Source organism: Nitrospira sp. CMX1, from assembly GCF_054902215.1.
In genome coordinates this window covers 1-16,450 of the sequence record NZ_JBUBKD010000075.1, presented here as the reverse complement: position 1 = coordinate 16,450, position 16,450 = coordinate 1, and the positions used below count along the sequence as shown (strand labels likewise).

The window sequence follows — 16,450 nt, the reverse complement described above, 5'->3', positions numbered from 1 at the left end:
GCGAGGTTTTCGGTCTCGGGGTGTCAGTTGTCAGTAAATCCATTCTTAAATGGCGTTTCGCATCGAGGTCGAGTATAAGAAGTATTCCTATGTTTTGACGCGCAAGTCATCATATGTTCAGCTGGCTTTCAGGCTCTGATGTTGGAAAGGAGGGGATGTATCCGAGCATGGGCCAGGCAGGTCAGTCTGGTTTTGTGCACGAAATCGTGCTGAGAGAGCTCACGGGTGAAACACTGGTGCCTGCGCTGCTGGCCGGTCAGGACAAGGTTCGAGAAGAATGGCATCAACCGAACGTTTGCAACTCACGCATACAAATTAAGGAGTGATGCAACATGGACAAGAACTTGCCCCAAGATGTACAAGGCACCACAGAAACAGTTCCCACCAGTGAGCAGGCTGGATCATCAAGAAGAGAGTTTCTTGGGCAGAGCGGGAGGGTCGCGGCCGGAATCGGCGTGGCGGCACTCTTAGGGAATCTGGGCAACTACGCCCTGTCCTATGCAGCGGGTGGTCCTCCCATCAAGATCGGGGTGCTTCATTCGCTGAGCGGTACCATGGCGATCAGCGAAGTGTCGCTTCGCGACGTCGTGTTGATGGCGGTTGAGGAAATCAACAAGGCGGGCGGCGTGATGGGGCGACAGGTCGAAGCCAAGGTTGTCGATCCGGCCTCGAACTGGGACCTCTTTGCGGAAAAAGCCAAGCAGTTACTCCTCGAAGATAAAGTTTCGGTAGTCTTCGGTTGTTGGACTTCAGTGAGTCGAAAGTCCGTCTTGCCGGTCTTCGAAAAAAATAATGGATTGCTCTTCTATCCGGTCCAATATGAAGGGGAAGAGTGCTCCCGTAATGTCTTCTACACGGGGGCTGCGGTGAACCAGCAAGCGGCGCCGGCGGTCGAATATCTGATGAGTCCTGAAGGTGGAAACTACAAAAAATTCTATCTGCTCGGGACCGACTACGTCTATCCGCGCACGACGAATAAGATTTTGCGCGCGATGCTGTTGGCTAAGAAGGTCCCGGCTGCCAATATCGAGGAAGAATACACACCGTTCCATCATCAGGATTATCAAACCATCTGCGGGAAAATTAAGAAGTTTGCCGCTGGCGGCGGTACGGCCGTGATCAGCACGATCAACGGAGACAGCAACGTCCCGTTCTATAAAGAATTCGGCAACCAGGGCCTGCGCGCAGAAGATGCCCCGATCATGGCGTTCAGTGTTGCGGAAGACGAACTGCGCGGCATGGATACCAGTGCGCTCGTCGGACACTTGGCGGCCTGGAACTACTACCAGAGCGTGGATACGCCACAAAACAAGAAGTTCGTGGCGAACTTTAAGGCCTATTGCAAGAAGAACAATCTGCCGGATGGTGAACACCGGGTGACGGACGATCCGATAGAAGCGGCATACTTCGGGGTCTATGTGTGGAAACAGGCCGTCGAAAAAGCCGGAGCAACCGACGTGGATAAGGTGCGTGCGGCCGTCTATAACCAGAAATTCCTCGCGCCGGGTGGGGAAATTATGATGGATTGTTGCAACCAGCATACGCACAAGCCCGTGCTGATCGGTGAAATTCTCAAAAATGGCCAATTCAAGGTTGTCCATCGATCCAAAGGGTTGGTCAAACCTGAACCCTGGAGCGAGTATACGAATCCTGAAAAGGGGTGTGATTGGATTAAGCATCAAGGGACATACCAAAAGACGTAAGGTTGGGGTGCGGGCAGTATCCCTGTGCCACTGACTGTCGTGACGACGGGCCTTGTCGGAAGCAAAAGAGCTGGAACTTGCCTTTGTTGCAAGTTCCAGCGTGCTGGCTGGCGAAGTCTTCTCACGAAGGTGACCGTAGGGAGGTTGTGTAATGAGCCTGGCCAGCATCCCGAGAACCATCTGTGTCCTAGCAATAGCGTTGTGGCTCCTGCCCGGATTCGGTTCCCGCTCAGCGGTGGCGGCTGATCAGCCGGACCAATCTGCTCCCACGACCTCTTCCTCCGTGAGCCCGATCGAACAAGCCCTGCTCGATATCAAAAGTGATGATGCGGCTGCTCGTAGCAACGCGGCTGCGTTCCTCATTGAGAAGGGAGACGCGAGCCTCATCCCCAAGCTGGATGAGATTCGGGCGGATGCCGATCGAGCGGTCAGGCTGGCCATCAAGCCCGTGATTGATTCGCTCAAAAACCACGCAAATCTGACCAGTGAACAGGCGGATACCAGGCGTTCGGCCGCTGCCGATTTGGTGGGCACGGGACGGCCGGAGGCCATTACATGGCTAGAGGATGCTGCGGCTAAGGAGCAAGTCTGGTGGGTCAAATATACGATGGAGGAGTCAGCCCAGCTGATCCAGCTTCGGTCTGACGATCCCACCGCCAAATTGTCCGCCGTCAAGAAACTCGGAGAGCTGAGAAGTCAGAACGGGCTGTCGGCACTCAAGGAATTGCTGGAAGCGGGGACGCAAAGCGGAGCGACCGATCAGCAGAGAGCCGTGGCGGACTCGGCCCAAGTTTCGATCGGACAGATTGATTCGTGGAGCTGGTGGGCCGGCACCATCGAGACACTCTTTCGGGGCATCAGTCTCAGTTCCATTTTGTTGATCATGTCGCTCGGCCTGGCCATTGTCTTCGGCTTGATGGGTGTCATCAACATGGCCCATGGCGAATTGATGATGGTGGGAGCCTATGCCACCTTCGTCACGCAACAGGCGTTCCTCGCATGGTTTTCCCCGGAGAACTTCGATTGGTATTTCCCCGTCGCGTTGCCCGTCGCCTTCCTGTCGGCAGCCCTGTTCGGATTGGTGCTTGAAGCTACGGTGATTCGATTTCTCTATGGACGATTACTTGAGACACTGCTCGCGACCTGGGGCGTGAGCTTGATCTTAATGCAGGCCGCCCGCGTGTACTTCGGTGATTTGACCGCGGTCATTGCGCCTCAAGCGTTGCGCGGTGGCGCTCAGGTCATGGTGGGGGTGTATCTGCCGTACAATCGGATCTTTATCATTGTCTTGTCGATCGTCTGTGTCCTCGGCATCTATTTCCTGCTCTTCCGATCGAATCTCGGGGTTCGAGTGAGGGCCGTCACGCAAAATCGCAACATGAGCGCTTGTCTCGGGATCCCGACGAGAAAGGTCGATTCATACACGTTTGCCTTCGCGTCGGGATTGGCCGGTGTTGCTGGGTGGGCGCTTACGATGGTGGGGAATGTCGATCCAGGGCTTGGGCAAAATTATATTGTCGATGCGTTCATGGTCGTGGTGACGGGAGGGGTCGGCAAACTGGCCGGAACGATTTGGGCGTCCTTGGGAATTGGAGGACTCAATAAATTCATTGAACCGGTCAGCGGTGCCGTCTATGGAAAGGTCTTTATCTTGGTCGGTGTGATTTTATTCCTGCAGTGGCGGCCGCAGGGCCTCTTTGCCGCGAAAGGACGCAACGCCGATGCCTGAACAAGTCGTGTCTCAGCAGGACAGCCGAGAAACGTTGTCGTTTTATGCGGTCGGTATCTTGTTCCTGATCGTCGTTCCGCTGTTGAATATCTTGCCTTCCGAAGATTCGTGGTTGCATCTTAGCGACTTTCGCCTCAACCAATTCGGCAAGTTTTTGGCCTTTGCCATTCTCGCCCTTGGGCTGGATTTGATTTGGGGCTATTGTGGTGTCCTCAGTATGGGCCAGGGTGTATTTTTCGGGTTCGGTGCTTATTGTATGGGGATGTATCTGACGTTGCAGATCGGGAAGGAAAGCGTCTATGGGAGCGAACTCCCCGACTTCATGGTCTGGACACAGGTGAAGGAGCTCCCGTTCTTCTGGTACCCGTTCAAAAGCTTTCTGGGTGGTTTCTTAGGAGCCATTCTCGTTCCGGTGATCTTCGCGACCATCTTTGGTTTTCTTGCGTTTCGCAGCAGAATCAAGGGTGTGTACTTTGCCATTATCACACAGGCCTTAGCGTTTGCGGCCTGGCTGGTCTTCAATCGGAATGAGACCAGGCTTGGTGGAACCAATGGACTGACGGATTTTAAACAGCTGTTGGGCTACCGGCTGTCCGACCCATCGACACAACGAGGACTGTATCTCATTACGGTCATTGCCTTGATCGCCTCCTATCTGCTGTGTCGTTGGATCGTCGCATCACGAGCCGGAAAAGTCTTGATCGCGATACGAGACAGCGAATCGCGCGTGACCTTTTCCGGATATACCCCTTGGATGTTCAAACTTTTTGTATTTGTCGTGGCGGCCGGACTCGCAGGACTTGCAGGGATGCTCTATGTTCCCCAGGTCGGCATTATTACCCCGGCGCAGATCGGGGTCCTGCCATCGCTGGAAGTGGTGATCTGGGTGGCGGTCGGAGGGCGCGGGACGCTGATCGGGGCGATCTTGGGCGCGGTGGCGGTCAACTACGGCCGCAGCGTCTTGACCAACTACTTTCCGGAGGCCTGGCCGTTTATCCTCGGTGGGCTGTTCGTGGTGGTCGTGACGATGTTCCCCGATGGGCTTGTCGGGATGATCAGGAAATTGACCGATCGAAAGAAGACTCCTGCCCCATTGATCAAAGCTGAAGGGAGTACGGCGGCGTGACGGACGATAATCTGATCCTCAACTGTGAAAACGTCGTCATGGATTACGACGGGTTCAAGGCGCTGAATAACTGCAACTTTAGCGTCCGCTATAACGAGTTGCGCGTCGTCATCGGCCCGAACGGCGCAGGCAAGACCACACTGCTCGATGTCATTTGTGGGAAAACCAGACCGACTTCCGGGAAGGTGATGTTCGGCAAGGGGACGAATCTGGTCGGAAAAAATGCGGAGGACATCACCAAGCTCGGCGTCGGCCGAAAATTTCAAGCGCCGTCGATCTATGGCAATCTGTCTGTCTGGCAAAACTTGGATCTGTCGATCAAGCGCGCGAGCAAGGGAGTCTTTCCGACGTTGATGGGACGATCTTCACCGGCGGAACGGGAACGGATCGAGGAGACGCTGGAGACCATCGGATTAACGAATCATGCGCATGATCGCGCCGGGTCGTTATCCCACGGGCAGAAGCAGTGGCTGGAGATCGGCATGGTGATTTTGCAAGATCCATCGCTGCTGTTGGTCGATGAGCCGGTCGCAGGGATGAGCGATAAGGAAACGGAGCAAACCGGTCAATTGCTGACGAAGCTTTCCGAAAAACAGGCGATCGTCGTGATCGAGCATGACATGGACTTCGTGCGACAGATTGCAAAGGTCGTCACGGTCTTGGCTGAAGGAACGGTTATTTGCGAGGGGACGGTGGAGACTGTGCAGGCGAACGACCGCGTACGGGAAATATACTTAGGACGGGCCACAGTCGCGCATTGAGCGGGGAAGGGAACGTGTCACCTATGGCGCCAGACACACAGCCGATGACGCTGGTTCTCGAGAACGTCAACGCGTACTACGGCGAGAGCCATATCCTCAGAAATGTCTCCTTCTCAATTGAGCCGGGCGAGGTGGTCTGTCTGATGGGCAGGAACGGAGTCGGTAAAACGACCACGCTGAAGACGCTGACGGGCTTGCTCCCGGTTCGTTCCGGGAAAATCACGTTTAACGGAAAAGATATTACGCATGACAAGACGGATCGTCGGGCTAAGGTGGGGCTTGCCTATGTGCCGCAAGGCCGGGAGATCATCCCCCACTTGACCGTCTATCAGAACCTACAGCTCGGCTACTGGAATCGTTCCGCCATCGGCGGGGATGTGTCAGAAAAGGAAGCGTTCGACGAGGTTTATCACCTTTTCCCCAAGTTGACGCAGATTCTCAACCGGCCTGGTGGTGTGCTCAGTGGAGGTGAGCAGCAACAGTTGGCGATTGGCCGAGCCATCTTATCCAGCCCGAAACTTCTTTTGTTGGATGAGCCTACCGAAGGTATTCAGCCGTCAATTGTCGATCAAATCGAGGACGTGATCATTGGGTTCAAACAGTCACGCCGGTTTGCCATTCTGTTGGTGGAACAGGGACTCCATTTTGCGGCGCGATTGGCTGAGAAGTATGTGGTAATGGCCAAAGGGGCCGTGAAAGCGCAAGGAAAGAGCCACGAACTGAACGCCGACATGGTCAGGCAGCACCTGACCGTGTAGAGGCAACTGCGGTCATTCGATGCTGCAGGCGCATTGTCCTCGATGGGTTTTCCCACGTTGAGATGATCCAGACATTCGTTCCATGCTGCAGTAGAGTTTCAAGAATTGCCTTAAGCGTCGGTTCTCCTCCAACTCTTTTTTATTCTTCTTGGGAAAGCTGTGCAGGCCGATAAAGGACATCTCGCTGGAGGTATGGCAGGCCTCCCTGCTCGTATGCACGTGAAGCGGGTCTCAGGTGCTGTCTCGGGGACGATTCAAGATCGTGAATCATAAACGCGATGGACCGTTCAGTGAGAAAGTTCAGGCTTATGGAAAGACAACAATTATTTCCACATACAGCATCCTGTCTACGGATTGTGCACTCCCTCTGTGGAAGAAGTGGAGGCAGGGAAAAGATGTGGTGTCTGAGAGCAAAGAGGATTTGAAATTTTTGATAAATTCCGCTACCGTACCGGCTACGTTGTTGTATCGGGCTATTTGTTAGAAGATTCCGTTATTCGGGTATGTGCTCCGTGCAGGGCTGGTTGCTTGCAGTGGATACGGTTATCCATGATCGGGCTTCCCTCAGCATTGTATGCATGAAACGGAGTTATTGACCTTACTCGGGGTCGGTTTCCTTCTCGGGCTGCGACATGCCCTGGATACCGACCATCTTGCAGCGGTGTCGACCGTGCTTGCTGAGCGACCCTCGCTCCTGGCATCCGGAGCCGTCGGATTGTGGTGGGGTATCGGCCACACTTTGACGCTGCTGCTCGTCGGATCAGTCGTCCTCGCCTGGGGACTGCATATTCCTGAAAAATTCGAACTCATCGCCGAATCAGGCGTCGCGCTCTTATTGATCATCCTCGGTGGAACACTGGCCAGAAAACTCTATCGCGAACGATGGCATGTGCACAGCCATCATCATGATGGCGAGCGACATGTCCATTTTCATAGCCATCAACGGCAAGACGGTCACGCGCATCGGCATTGGATGGCGGACTCGATTCGCCCGCTCTGTATCGGGATGGCGCACGGGCTGGCCGGATCAGCGGCATTGATGCTGATGATTCTCGCGACGACGACCGATCTGATTTCCGGGCTTCTGTCGATCCTGATCTTCGGCATCGGTTCGATTATGGGCATGATGATGATCGGTTTGACGATCAGTCTTCCCGTCATTTACTCCCGTTCGATTGATCGTCGATTATTCATGGGTGTGCAAGGGGTGGCCAGTCTTGCCAGTGTTTCGGTGGGTCTGTGGATGTTGGTTACGTTGGTCTGGTCGGCTACGGGGCACTGAATCCTGAGCACACAAACGCTGGCGCGGTGCGAAGTATTGTGAGTTCGGGTCTGATCCATCACTGGCTGATATTAGCTCCGGAAGCAGGAGTGCCGGTGTCGGTGTCCTAATAGGGCTGTAATAAACAGAGCCGAAGCGCAATTTGCCATTGACATTTTTGTTGGCCTTGCGTAGTTAGTCACCCGAATCTGTTAATTGCAGTGTGCGAACTGGTTGCTTATAAAGGATTCTTATGTGTGTCTTAAGGTCGGAACCAATCCCATCTGCTAGAGAGGAGGAACTATGCGTTTAAGTCCAAGAGAACAAGATAAACTGATGATTTACGTGGCGGCGCAGCTCGCGGCCGATCGTAAGAGGCGCGGTCTTAGGCTCAACCATCCAGAGGCGGTCGCATACATGACGGCTGCCGTATTGGAAGGAATTCGTGATGGCAAGACCGTGGCTGAATTGATGACCTACGGCACGCAGTTGCTGTCGCGCAAAGATGTCATGCCTGGTGTACCGGAGATGATCCGTGACTTTCAGGTTGAGGGGACGTTCCCAGATGGAACCAAACTGGTGACTGTTCATAACCCTATCCCCTAGATGTGGAGCGGATTGTTGGTTTAAGGAAAGTTGAGGGGTCAGAGATGAAGCGCTCATATGGGGAAATCGTGAAAACTGTTTGCCTGTTCTGGTGACACAAGAGCGGGGGATTGAGCGTGGGTTGTCAGTACCGCACATCAGGATGAAAAGGAGTGAAAAAATGAAAGAGCCAGAAGGTTCTGAAGAGCTTAAGGGAAAACAAAATACTTCCGAAGCAGCTGGTCCATCGAGACGGCAGTTTCTTGCTCAGAGCGGACGTGTAGCGGCTGGGGTAGGGGCTGCTTCAATCTTAAGCAATGCGGGCCATCCCAACATGGCATTCGCAGCGAATGAATCGTTGATTACGAGAGTCAGCGGAGCTGGAGCAGCCAAACAGAAGAAGCTTCAGGATCCTGTTACGAGAACGAAGGAGGCGTTAGCTGCGGCAGTCAAGGCTGAGCTGAACGCCCCGATCATCCCTGGCGAGCTGACGACGGTCGCCGGTGATATCGAGGTCTTTAAGGGACGGGAGACGAAAGACCTGACAATCAAAAATCTGGGTGATCGTCCGATTCAGGTCGGTTCACACTGCCATTTCTTCGAGTCTAACCGCGCGCTCAAGTTTGAGCGTGAACAGGCGTTCGGGTTTCGGCTCGCCATTCCAGCCGGCACAGCGGTCCGTTTTGAACCTGGGGAAGAGAAAAAAGTGACGCTCGTGGCTCTTGCCGGTAACAGACTGGCCCAGGGTGTGAACGGATTGACCGAAGGGCTGTTGGATGATCCGAAAGTCAAAGCCAAGGCTGTTGGACTCGCCGCTGATCGCGGATTTGGAAAAGGAGGCGCACGGTGAAAATTTCACGCAAGCAATATGCATCTCTGTATGGTCCTACGACCGGCGATCGTGTTCGACTGGCCGACACGGACTTGATCATCGAAGTGGAGGAAGATCGAACCGTCCCCGGTGAAGAAGCCGTCTTCGGCGGCGGGAAGACCATTCGTGATGGGATGGGGCAATCTGCTCGCGCGACCAGCGCCAGCGGCCAGCTCGACTGTGTGATCACGAACGCGCTCATCCTTGACTACACCGGCGTCATCAAGGCCGACATCGGGATTAAGGATGGTCGTATCGTCGGGATCGGTAAGGCGGGTAACTCTGATCTTATGCCGGGCGTGACGCCGGGCATGGAAATCGGCCCAGGGACGGAAGCGATCTCCGGTGAAGGCCGAATTATCACGGCCGGTGGCCTAGATACGCACATCCACTTCATCTGCCCGCAACAATGTTGGGAAGCGTTGTCCGCCGGTCTGACCACGATGATCGGTGGTGGGACAGGACCTTCAAGCGGAACCAGTGCGACGACCTGTACGCCTGGCCCATGGAACATCCATCGAATGTTGGAAGCGTCGGAAGGTATTCCCATTAATCTCGGATTTTTGGGAAAAGGCAATGCCTCACGGCCTGAAGGGTTGAACGAGCAGATTGAAGCTGGTGCCATCGGGTTGAAGTTGCATGAAGACTGGGGAACGACGCCGAAGGCCATCGATACCTGCTTGGGCGTGGCTGATCGCTATGATGTGCAGGTCGCCATCCACACCGATACGCTCAACGAGGCGGGGTACATTGAGGATACGATCAAGGCGATTAAGGGACGAGCCATCCATAGCTTCCACACGGAAGGTGCGGGTGGTGGTCACGCGCCGGACATCATTAAGATCTGCGGAGAGCCGAACGTGCTGCCGTCTTCAACCAACCCCACGATGCCGTTTACCATCAATACGATGGACGAACATCTTGACATGTTGATTGTGTGCCATAATTTGAACCCACGGATTCCTGAAGACGTGGCGTTTGCAGAGTCCCGTATTCGACGTGAGACTATTGCGGCCGAGGATATTTTGCATGACATGGGTGCAATCAGCATCATGTCGTCGGATTCGCAAGCCATGGGTCGAATCGGGGAAGTCATCACCAGGACTTGGCAAACAGCTCATAAGATGAAGGTTCAGCGGGGACATCTCACACCGGTCGGTGGGAGAGACTCCAGCCAGAACGATAACTTCCGAGCCAGGCGTTATGTGGCCAAGTACACGATTAATCCTGCCATTACGCATGGTATCGCGCATGAAGTTGGGTCTGTCGAAGTCGGCAAAATAGCGGACTTGGTGATTTGGAAGCCGGAGTTCTTCGGTGTGAAGCCGGAAATGGTGTTGAAGAGTGGCTTTATTGCCCAAGCCCAAATGGGTGATCCCAACGCCTCGATTCCGACACCGGAGCCGACCATCAGCCGGCCGATGTTCGGTGCATTCGGTCGTGCGTTGTCCAGCACCAGCTTTACCTTCCTGTCGCAGGCCGCCTTGGATCACGAGATCCCGAAGCGACTTGGTTTGCAACGGCGGGTAGCGGCGGTCAAGAATTGCCGGAATATCGGGAAACGCGATCTCAAGCTCAATGACGCACTTCCAAAAATGGAAGTGAATCCAGAGACCTACGTTGTGACGGCGGATGGTGTGCCGCTCACCTGTGAGCCGGCCATTGTGTTGCCGTTGGCACAACGGTATCAATTGTTCTAACCAGCAAGACAGCCGGCTGGACTATCGATTTGGAATGATCGCCATGGTAGTCGGCCGGCTGTTGTTGTTTTTTCCTCGTGTAACATGAATACCCCCGCATTACTTGAAGGGTTGCGATTCGTCGATGCGTTTTTTCCCTCCGGTGGCTATGCCTTTTCCTCGGGGTTGGAAGCCGCGGTGCAAGGCGGGGCTGTCAAGACGTCCGATCAGCTGACCAAGTATGTTGAAGATTTGCTGCGTGGGGGGATGAGCCGCCGGGAGGTGCTTGCCGTCAAGCAAGCGAATCGTGCGGCATCGAAGGGATCGCTGGAGAATGCGGTCCAAATCGATCGAGTGCTCGAGGCGACCAAGCTTGGTCGCGAGTCACGCATGGCCAGTCGCCAGATGGGGCGACAAGTGATCAGGGTCGCGGCGGATCAGATTCGAACCAAGTCGATCCTGAATGAATATCGTGATGAAGTGGAAGCCGATCGCGCTCCGGGACATCTTGCTGTGACATTTGGGCTCACCATGGGATCGTGCGGGTGGAACCCAGAAGAAACTGCCGGTGCTTTTTTGTACCAAACGGCCGTGGGGTTCATCTCCTCTGCGATGCGGCTGAGTCCCATCGGGCAACATGAGGGCCAGCGTATCCTGGGCGAATGGCTTCCATTGATTGAACGGATTAGTCGGGAGATAGACATCAATACTCCCATGAGCTCGTGGTCACCTATCCAAGATATTTATGCGATGCGTCATGGTTCCCTGGAATGGAGACTCTTTCGCTCCTAGCGGGAGCCCTGCGGACATCGTCAGGCTTAAGAAAGGAACGCAACGGCTGGTGAGGGCTCGTCTGGCCTTGGCTATCCGTTCGTAAGAACTATCATGCATGATCTTAATCGTGAACATAGCCACAATTGGACTCCGACGCAGGCGAGGAAGCAAGGCATTCCGGTCATCGGTATCGGCGGTCCTGTGGGGTCGGGGAAAACCGCCCTCGTTGAAGCGCTGTGCCAGCGGCTGCGCGATCGCTACAGCCTCGCGGCCGTGACGAACGATATTTTTACAAAAATCGATGCCGAAATTTTGACCAAACGTGCCGCACTTCCGGTCGATCGGATCCTCGGTGTTGAAACCGGGGGCTGTCCCCATACGGCGATCCGTGAAGATGCGTCCCATAACCAAGAAGCCATTGATGATCTGCTGCGCCGGCATCCGGACGTGGAGTTGATTTTCTTGGAAAGCGGCGGGGATAACCTTGCGGCCACGTTCAGCCCTGAACTGGTGGACCATGTCATCTATGTGATTGATGTGTCTGGCGGTGACAAGATTCCTCGGAAGGGTGGACCGGGGATCACGCGATCCGATTTCCTCGTCATTAACAAGATGGATTTGGCCCCACATGTGCGCGCGGACCTCTCCGTCATGGATCGAGATACCCGCAAGATGCGAGGTGAGCTTCCCTTTGCCTTCACCAATATCCTGTCAGGCGAGGGAATGGATGCAGTGGTGGCGTGGGTTGAACAGCGTATCCCGCAACGAGTCAAGCATTCATGACCACGCCGCCGCGGCAGGGACAACGGAAGAGGACGTCTCGTAAAGCCGATGCGCCCCAAGCGAGAACATCATCCCGGGGAAGCACGTCTGCCCGGAAGAAAAAATCTCCTGGACGGTTTGCGACAGAGTTAGTCGGGCGGGTCGGTGAGCTGAAGCTGAACTACGCGAAGCTCGATTACCGCACGGTGATCTCTCACTCGTATTTCACCACGCCCTGGAAATTGCTGCCTCCTATCTATCTCGATGATACGGGAGCGGCCTACACGTTGCTGGTCAATCCGTCCGGTGGTTTGGTTGGGGGAGATCATCTCTCCATTGATATGACGGTAGAGCAGGGTGCGCATGTCCTGATTTCTGCCCCTTCTGCGAACCGGGTCTATCGAACTGAAGGCCCGGTCTCTGAACAGCACGTCGCCATTGCGATCGAGCCTGGCGCGATTCTCGAATGGTTTCCTGAGCATACGATTCCCTTTGCGGGGTCTCGGTTTCGGCAGAGCCTCAGGGCCACGGTTGCGCCTGGCGCGACGCTGTTCTTGTGGGATGCACTTGCCTCCGGTCGCATGGCCAGGGGAGAACGGTGGGGCTTTACCGATCTGGAAAACGAAATCCTGATCATGACAGCCTCGGGGCACTCTCTCCTGGAGCGATATGTCCTTGATCCGGCTACGGACTTAGGGGTGGTCGGGCTGGCCGAGGAATGGGATTATGTGGCATCGTTCTACGTAGTGAACGACGCGATGCCGCCGGAGGTCTGGACTGGGCTCGAGTCGACCATCGCCGCGCTTTTGGATACCAAACCAGGAGCAGTACTGGGCGGGGTTTCAACCGCACCGGTGCCTGGACTGGCTGTCAAGTTGGTGGCTCGAACAGCTCCAGATCTCTTGGCGATGATGGATGCCTTATGGGCAGCCGCTCGTGAAGCCATATTGAAGCTCCCGCCGGTGTCTCTGCGAAAGTACTAGTAGTCTGGTGGTTGACCAGGATCACCGCTCCATACACTTACAGTTCGTTTCAACATTTCTGCGTCCTGAGTAGACGGGCCCTGCGGCAGCTGCTCGCCGCCCTCGCAGGGACTATCAGTTTCACGAAGGGGCTATCACTTGCGCGGACAGGCGCCAGATGAGAGGCGAAAATTAAAAAGGGGCTGGAGTAGCTAAGTGACCCAAGCCGATCGGAGCTGCCAGTTGGGGATACTGCAGACTGGACCAGGGCCACTCGTCGGCGTGCTCCACCAACCGCGCCCGGACTGGATTGAGGAGGACATAGCGGAGGACGGTGAACAGATGGCCGTCTTGTTGAATCGGGAAACGTTTGAATCGGCCTTGCCGCACAGGCCCATGACTGCGGTAGTACCGATGATAGCGACGGACATGACTAGTCATCCACCAGTGCATGAAGGGACTGAGGGAAGCATTACGGATTGGTTGGAGCACAAGATGAAAATGGTTGGGCCTCAGGCAAAAGGCGCGTATCGTGATGGGATGCGTGGCTTTGGCGGCGGCGAGCAGCTCCAGAAAGACTCGGTAATCCCCGTCGGTGTGAAACACGGTGGCGCCGCCGTTGCCGCGATTCAGGACCTGGAAGGCATGGCCGGCCAGATGGCTGCGAGGGATGCGAGGCATAGGGCGAGGATAGTTTGAGGAGGAAGGAATGAGAGATCCTTACAATGACGGCACCTATCTTCGATGCAATCGGCAGTGGCATCAGGAAGATAGCCCGTACAAGGCGGGGCTTGTCATGGAAATGGTTCGGCGTATTGGCCTAAACTTCCGGACCTGTGTGGATGTCGGATGCGGGGCAGGTCTCGTGACGTCGGTCTTAGCGAAAACGTTCCGCGAAAAACAGTTCTATGGTTTTGACATATCAAAGGACGCCGCCCGATTTTGGTCAGGGAACTCGACAGACAATCTCACCTATTCAATGCAAAGTATCTTTGACGTCGACGAGGACTTCGATCTCGTGTTGTGTTTGGATGTATTCGAACACGTCGACGATTATGTCGGATTCTTGCGGCAATTGCGGAGACGAGGGTCTAAATTCATATTCAACATTCCATTGGATATGAGCGCCGTAAAATTATTGACAGGAGGGCTACGATTTGTTCGAGAAGAAGTAGGACACCTCCATTACTTCAATGCGTATACGGCGGTAGAAACACTAAAGTATGCAGGATATGAGATTGAAGACTCTTTTTTGAGCGCCAAGTTTAGGCGCACAATGCCAAGGAATATTCGGCAGGCCATCATGCTCGCGCCAAGAATGCTGACATCGCTGCTGGGAGATCGACTATCTGCGCTTCTCACCGGCGGATACAGTCTCGTCGTGTCTGCGTCTTCGGCAGCGAAGGGGTAGGCGGTGTTCACTGAGTTCGGTTAGAAAATGGGTGTCCTCTACAGTGAGTTCTATACGCAGTTCTGGCTCAGCTGCTCTTGTCTCTCGTATCGAGGTTGAATCTGATGCGGAGGGGCCGCTACAGGTTTGAAGCCTGTGGGTCTGCTGCGTTCGCTGTCCGAAGTGACCAGGCTAACCCCAGGAGAGAAAGCGTGAAAATCACCCATTTCGATGGGTCGAAGTTATACCAGAGTGATCCGTTGCGGTAGTCGGTTGGATGGGTGTGGTGGTAATTGTGGTAGCCCTCACCAAACGTGAGCAGGGAAACGAACCAGCTGTCTCGGCTCGAATCGGCTTGCCCGTGGGGCTGGCTTCCCCACAGATGGCAGACAGAATTGATGCAAAATGTCGAATTCAGCACGGCGAAGGTTCGGCCAATACCGGCCAACATAAAGCAGCTCATCCCTCCGAGCCAGCCGTTGTACAGATAGCCTGCCAGGAACGGGAACGCCAACCCCGAGAGGAAGATGAGGGTATAGTGGTGGTGTTGCCACATCACGACGGGATCTTGCCGAAGCTTGGTCGCATATTTTTCGTCTGAATACTTCTTGTCGGCAAAGAGCCACCCACAGTGGCTGTGCCAGAACCCAAGCTTTGCATTGTATGGATCCGCATCCTGGTCGCAGGCAGCGTGGTGGCGTATGTGATCAGCACCCCACTTGAGGGCGGATTGTTGGAGTGCCCATCCTCCCGCGATGAGGAGGACAGCCTTCACCCAGTCGGGACAACCGAAACTTCGGTGTGAGATGAGGCGGTGGTAGCCCACGGTAATGCCCAATCCCGTAAAGATATAGAGAACCACGAACAGAGCCCAATCGAACCATGTGTATCCGTAGACATACCCGAATAAGGGAACACCGATCACGGCGCTTGCGGTAATGATGCCGAACAGCAATACGGTGACATAGATCGGGTAGGTACGTTTAAGCCCGTTGGTAGGGACAGTTGACGCTATCATTGGAAGGTAGTAGATGAGGGGCGTCGCATGAGTCTGAGAGTCACGTGAGTGCGTAATTTTCATAACTGTATCAGGACAATGGGGAAATAGCTACTGCGGATGGTCTCCCCCGGCGCCTCTTGTTTCGGTTGACAGCGGACGGTAAGATTTCATATACATACTCGGTCTATCTAGACATCGACGATGGTGTGACCGATTGTGGGAAGGATGGACAACGAGACGATCTATTGGGAATGGAAACCAACAGGTCAGTCGGAGGCAGGATGGATGTTGTTTAATTATAAGGAGGCAGTCCAATGAAGAGTGCGTTATCAATGATGTTGGGTGTAGCAGCCGTCGCCTTGGTCGCGGCGCCTCTCACCTCGTATGCGGGAGGAACGATTTCCGGGAAGGTGACCTATGCCGGCAAGGCCGAGCAAAAGGAATTTCTCTTTTCAAAGTTCCCCAACCCGAAGTTCTGCCCGAAGATCGCTGATAAGAGCAAGGTGGATGGCGACAAGCGATTTCTGAAGCAGATCGAAGTTGCGAAGGATGGCGGGTTGAAGGGAGCTGTCGTGGCCATTGTGGACATTGAGGATAAGGCCTGGATGGACGGCTATGCGGGGACGGAAGTCGTGGCAGCTTTTTGCGATTTCCAGCCTTTTAGTGGGATAGTTGTGAACACCCGCCCATTCAAAGTCGAAAACACCGACGCTGACGCGGATGATCCTAAGTCCGTGGCTGGTGTGCTGCACAATCCCCATAGCTTCACGGTGAAGGGGAGCTCTTCTGCGACCGGTTTCAACATCGGTCTCGCGAAGAAGGGTGACAAGTTGGACAAGCCGGTGACCTTCCGTGGCGGCGCGGAAAAGGAAGGATACTTCCGCTTACAGTGCGACCAGCATGAGTTCATGCAGTCCTTCTTCCTCCCGGTATCGAATGCATACTTCGCCGTGGCGAAGGACGATGGTTCATTCGAGATCAAGGATGTTCCGGCCGGCAAGCATAAGGTGGTGGCTTGGCATCCATTCGCCGGGAAGGCCAAGAAGATCGAATTTGATGTTGATGTGACTGACGGCGGTACCGCCAAGC

General features: G+C 54.8%; 17 protein-coding genes. 15 read left to right on the top strand and 2 right to left on the bottom strand.

Going from position 1 to position 16,450, the window contains the following annotated elements:
• The first annotated feature begins 155 nt into the window (after window positions 1-155).
• From ACYX34_RS19085 to ACYX34_RS19025, 13 genes are all read left to right on the top strand, one after another.
• Window positions 156-326, top strand: a complete 171-nt coding sequence (locus ACYX34_RS19085) for a hypothetical protein (RefSeq protein ID WP_462078165.1) — start codon at window positions 156-158, stop codon at window positions 324-326.
• A gap of 6 nt (window positions 327-332) precedes the next feature.
• Window positions 333-1,703, top strand: coding sequence for an urea ABC transporter substrate-binding protein (gene urtA, locus ACYX34_RS19080; protein WP_462078164.1), 1,371 nt, complete (start codon window positions 333-335; stop codon window positions 1,701-1,703).
• A 151-nt stretch (window positions 1,704-1,854) separates the two neighbouring features.
• Complete coding sequence (gene urtB, locus ACYX34_RS19075; RefSeq protein WP_462078163.1) at window positions 1,855-3,432, top strand: urea ABC transporter permease subunit UrtB; 1,578 nt, start codon at window positions 1,855-1,857, stop codon at window positions 3,430-3,432.
• Window positions 3,425-4,558, top strand: a complete 1,134-nt coding sequence (gene urtC, locus ACYX34_RS19070; RefSeq protein ID WP_462078162.1) for an urea ABC transporter permease subunit UrtC — start codon at window positions 3,425-3,427, stop codon at window positions 4,556-4,558. Before urtB ends, urtC begins: the two co-directional genes overlap by 8 nt.
• A complete protein-coding gene (gene urtD / locus ACYX34_RS19065) occupies window positions 4,555-5,319 on the top strand; it encodes an urea ABC transporter ATP-binding protein UrtD (RefSeq protein ID WP_462078161.1) in 765 nt (254 codons plus the stop codon). The genes urtC and urtD overlap by 4 nt, the downstream gene beginning before the upstream one ends.
• Before the next feature lie 23 nt (window positions 5,320-5,342).
• A complete protein-coding gene (gene urtE / locus ACYX34_RS19060; RefSeq protein WP_462078160.1) occupies window positions 5,343-6,077 on the top strand; it encodes an urea ABC transporter ATP-binding subunit UrtE in 735 nt (244 codons plus the stop codon).
• A 574-nt stretch (window positions 6,078-6,651) separates the two neighbouring features.
• Window positions 6,652-7,359: an urease accessory protein UreH gene (locus ACYX34_RS19055; protein ID WP_462078159.1), complete on the top strand. Its 708-nt coding sequence runs from the start codon at window positions 6,652-6,654 to the stop codon at window positions 7,357-7,359.
• Between the two features lie 282 nt (window positions 7,360-7,641).
• Window positions 7,642-7,944 carry an urease subunit gamma gene (locus ACYX34_RS19050; RefSeq protein ID WP_462078158.1) on the top strand — a complete coding sequence of 101 codons (303 nt, stop codon included), beginning with the start codon at window positions 7,642-7,644 and terminating at the stop codon, window positions 7,942-7,944.
• 160 nt (window positions 7,945-8,104) lie between these two features.
• Window positions 8,105-8,773: an urease subunit beta gene (locus ACYX34_RS19045; protein WP_462078157.1), complete on the top strand. Its 669-nt coding sequence runs from the start codon at window positions 8,105-8,107 to the stop codon at window positions 8,771-8,773.
• Window positions 8,770-10,494: an urease subunit alpha gene (gene ureC, locus ACYX34_RS19040; RefSeq protein ID WP_462078156.1), complete on the top strand. Its 1,725-nt coding sequence runs from the start codon at window positions 8,770-8,772 to the stop codon at window positions 10,492-10,494. The genes ACYX34_RS19045 and ureC overlap by 4 nt, the downstream gene beginning before the upstream one ends.
• 84 nt (window positions 10,495-10,578) lie before the next feature.
• Window positions 10,579-11,265, top strand: coding sequence for an urease accessory protein UreF (locus tag ACYX34_RS19035; protein ID WP_462078155.1), 687 nt, complete (start codon window positions 10,579-10,581; stop codon window positions 11,263-11,265).
• 93 nt (window positions 11,266-11,358) lie between these two features.
• Entirely contained in the window at window positions 11,359-12,030 is a 672-nt protein-coding gene (gene ureG / locus ACYX34_RS19030) for an urease accessory protein UreG (RefSeq protein ID WP_462078154.1), read from the top strand.
• Entirely contained in the window at window positions 12,027-12,992 is a 966-nt protein-coding gene (locus tag ACYX34_RS19025) for an urease accessory protein UreD (RefSeq protein WP_462078153.1), read from the top strand. Before ureG ends, ACYX34_RS19025 begins: the two co-directional genes overlap by 4 nt.
• Window positions 12,993-13,163: 171 nt before the next feature.
• Here ACYX34_RS19025 and ACYX34_RS19020 read toward each other — a convergent pair whose 3' ends face one another.
• The gene (locus ACYX34_RS19020; protein ID WP_462078152.1) at window positions 13,164-13,652 is read right to left on the bottom strand and encodes a transposase; all 489 of its coding nucleotides are present in this window, start codon (window positions 13,650-13,652) and stop codon (window positions 13,164-13,166) included.
• A 28-nt stretch (window positions 13,653-13,680) separates the two neighbouring features.
• Here ACYX34_RS19020 and ACYX34_RS19015 point away from each other — a divergent pair, with 28 nt between their 5' ends.
• The gene (locus ACYX34_RS19015; RefSeq protein WP_462078151.1) at window positions 13,681-14,382 is read left to right on the top strand and encodes a class I SAM-dependent methyltransferase; all 702 of its coding nucleotides are present in this window, start codon (window positions 13,681-13,683) and stop codon (window positions 14,380-14,382) included.
• A 118-nt stretch (window positions 14,383-14,500) separates the two neighbouring features.
• Here ACYX34_RS19015 and ACYX34_RS19010 read toward each other — a convergent pair whose 3' ends face one another.
• A complete protein-coding gene (locus tag ACYX34_RS19010; RefSeq protein ID WP_462078150.1) occupies window positions 14,501-15,379 on the bottom strand; it encodes an acyl-CoA desaturase in 879 nt (292 codons plus the stop codon).
• Between the two features lie 296 nt (window positions 15,380-15,675).
• Here ACYX34_RS19010 and ACYX34_RS19005 point away from each other — a divergent pair.
• Window positions 15,676-16,450: hypothetical protein (locus ACYX34_RS19005; protein ID WP_462078149.1), on the top strand; the 775-nt coding region annotated here is incomplete at its 3' end.

What these genes read in the sequence shown, in the direction of transcription:
- ACYX34_RS19085 (WP_462078165.1), top strand. Translation starts at nt 156, where the DNA reads ATGTATCCGAGCATGGGCCAGGCAGGTCAGTCTGGTTTTGTGCACGAA.
- urtA (WP_462078164.1), top strand. Translation starts at nt 333, where the DNA reads ATGGACAAGAACTTGCCCCAAGATGTACAAGGCACCACAGAAACAGTT.
- urtB (WP_462078163.1), top strand. Translation starts at nt 1,855, where the DNA reads ATGAGCCTGGCCAGCATCCCGAGAACCATCTGTGTCCTAGCAATAGCG.
- urtC (WP_462078162.1), top strand. Translation starts at nt 3,425, where the DNA reads ATGCCTGAACAAGTCGTGTCTCAGCAGGACAGCCGAGAAACGTTGTCG.
- urtE (WP_462078160.1), top strand. Translation starts at nt 5,343, where the DNA reads ATGGCGCCAGACACACAGCCGATGACGCTGGTTCTCGAGAACGTCAAC.
- ACYX34_RS19055 (WP_462078159.1), top strand. Translation starts at nt 6,652, where the DNA reads ATGCATGAAACGGAGTTATTGACCTTACTCGGGGTCGGTTTCCTTCTC.
- ACYX34_RS19050 (WP_462078158.1), top strand. Translation starts at nt 7,642, where the DNA reads ATGCGTTTAAGTCCAAGAGAACAAGATAAACTGATGATTTACGTGGCG.
- ACYX34_RS19045 (WP_462078157.1), top strand. Translation starts at nt 8,105, where the DNA reads ATGAAAGAGCCAGAAGGTTCTGAAGAGCTTAAGGGAAAACAAAATACT.
- ACYX34_RS19035 (WP_462078155.1), top strand. Translation starts at nt 10,579, where the DNA reads ATGAATACCCCCGCATTACTTGAAGGGTTGCGATTCGTCGATGCGTTT.
- ureG (WP_462078154.1), top strand. Translation starts at nt 11,359, where the DNA reads ATGCATGATCTTAATCGTGAACATAGCCACAATTGGACTCCGACGCAG.
- ACYX34_RS19025 (WP_462078153.1), top strand. Translation starts at nt 12,027, where the DNA reads ATGACCACGCCGCCGCGGCAGGGACAACGGAAGAGGACGTCTCGTAAA.
- ACYX34_RS19020 (WP_462078152.1), bottom strand. Translation starts at nt 13,652, where the DNA reads ATGCCTCGCATCCCTCGCAGCCATCTGGCCGGCCATGCCTTCCAGGTC.
- ACYX34_RS19015 (WP_462078151.1), top strand. Translation starts at nt 13,681, where the DNA reads ATGAGAGATCCTTACAATGACGGCACCTATCTTCGATGCAATCGGCAG.
- ACYX34_RS19010 (WP_462078150.1), bottom strand. Translation starts at nt 15,379, where the DNA reads ATGATAGCGTCAACTGTCCCTACCAACGGGCTTAAACGTACCTACCCG.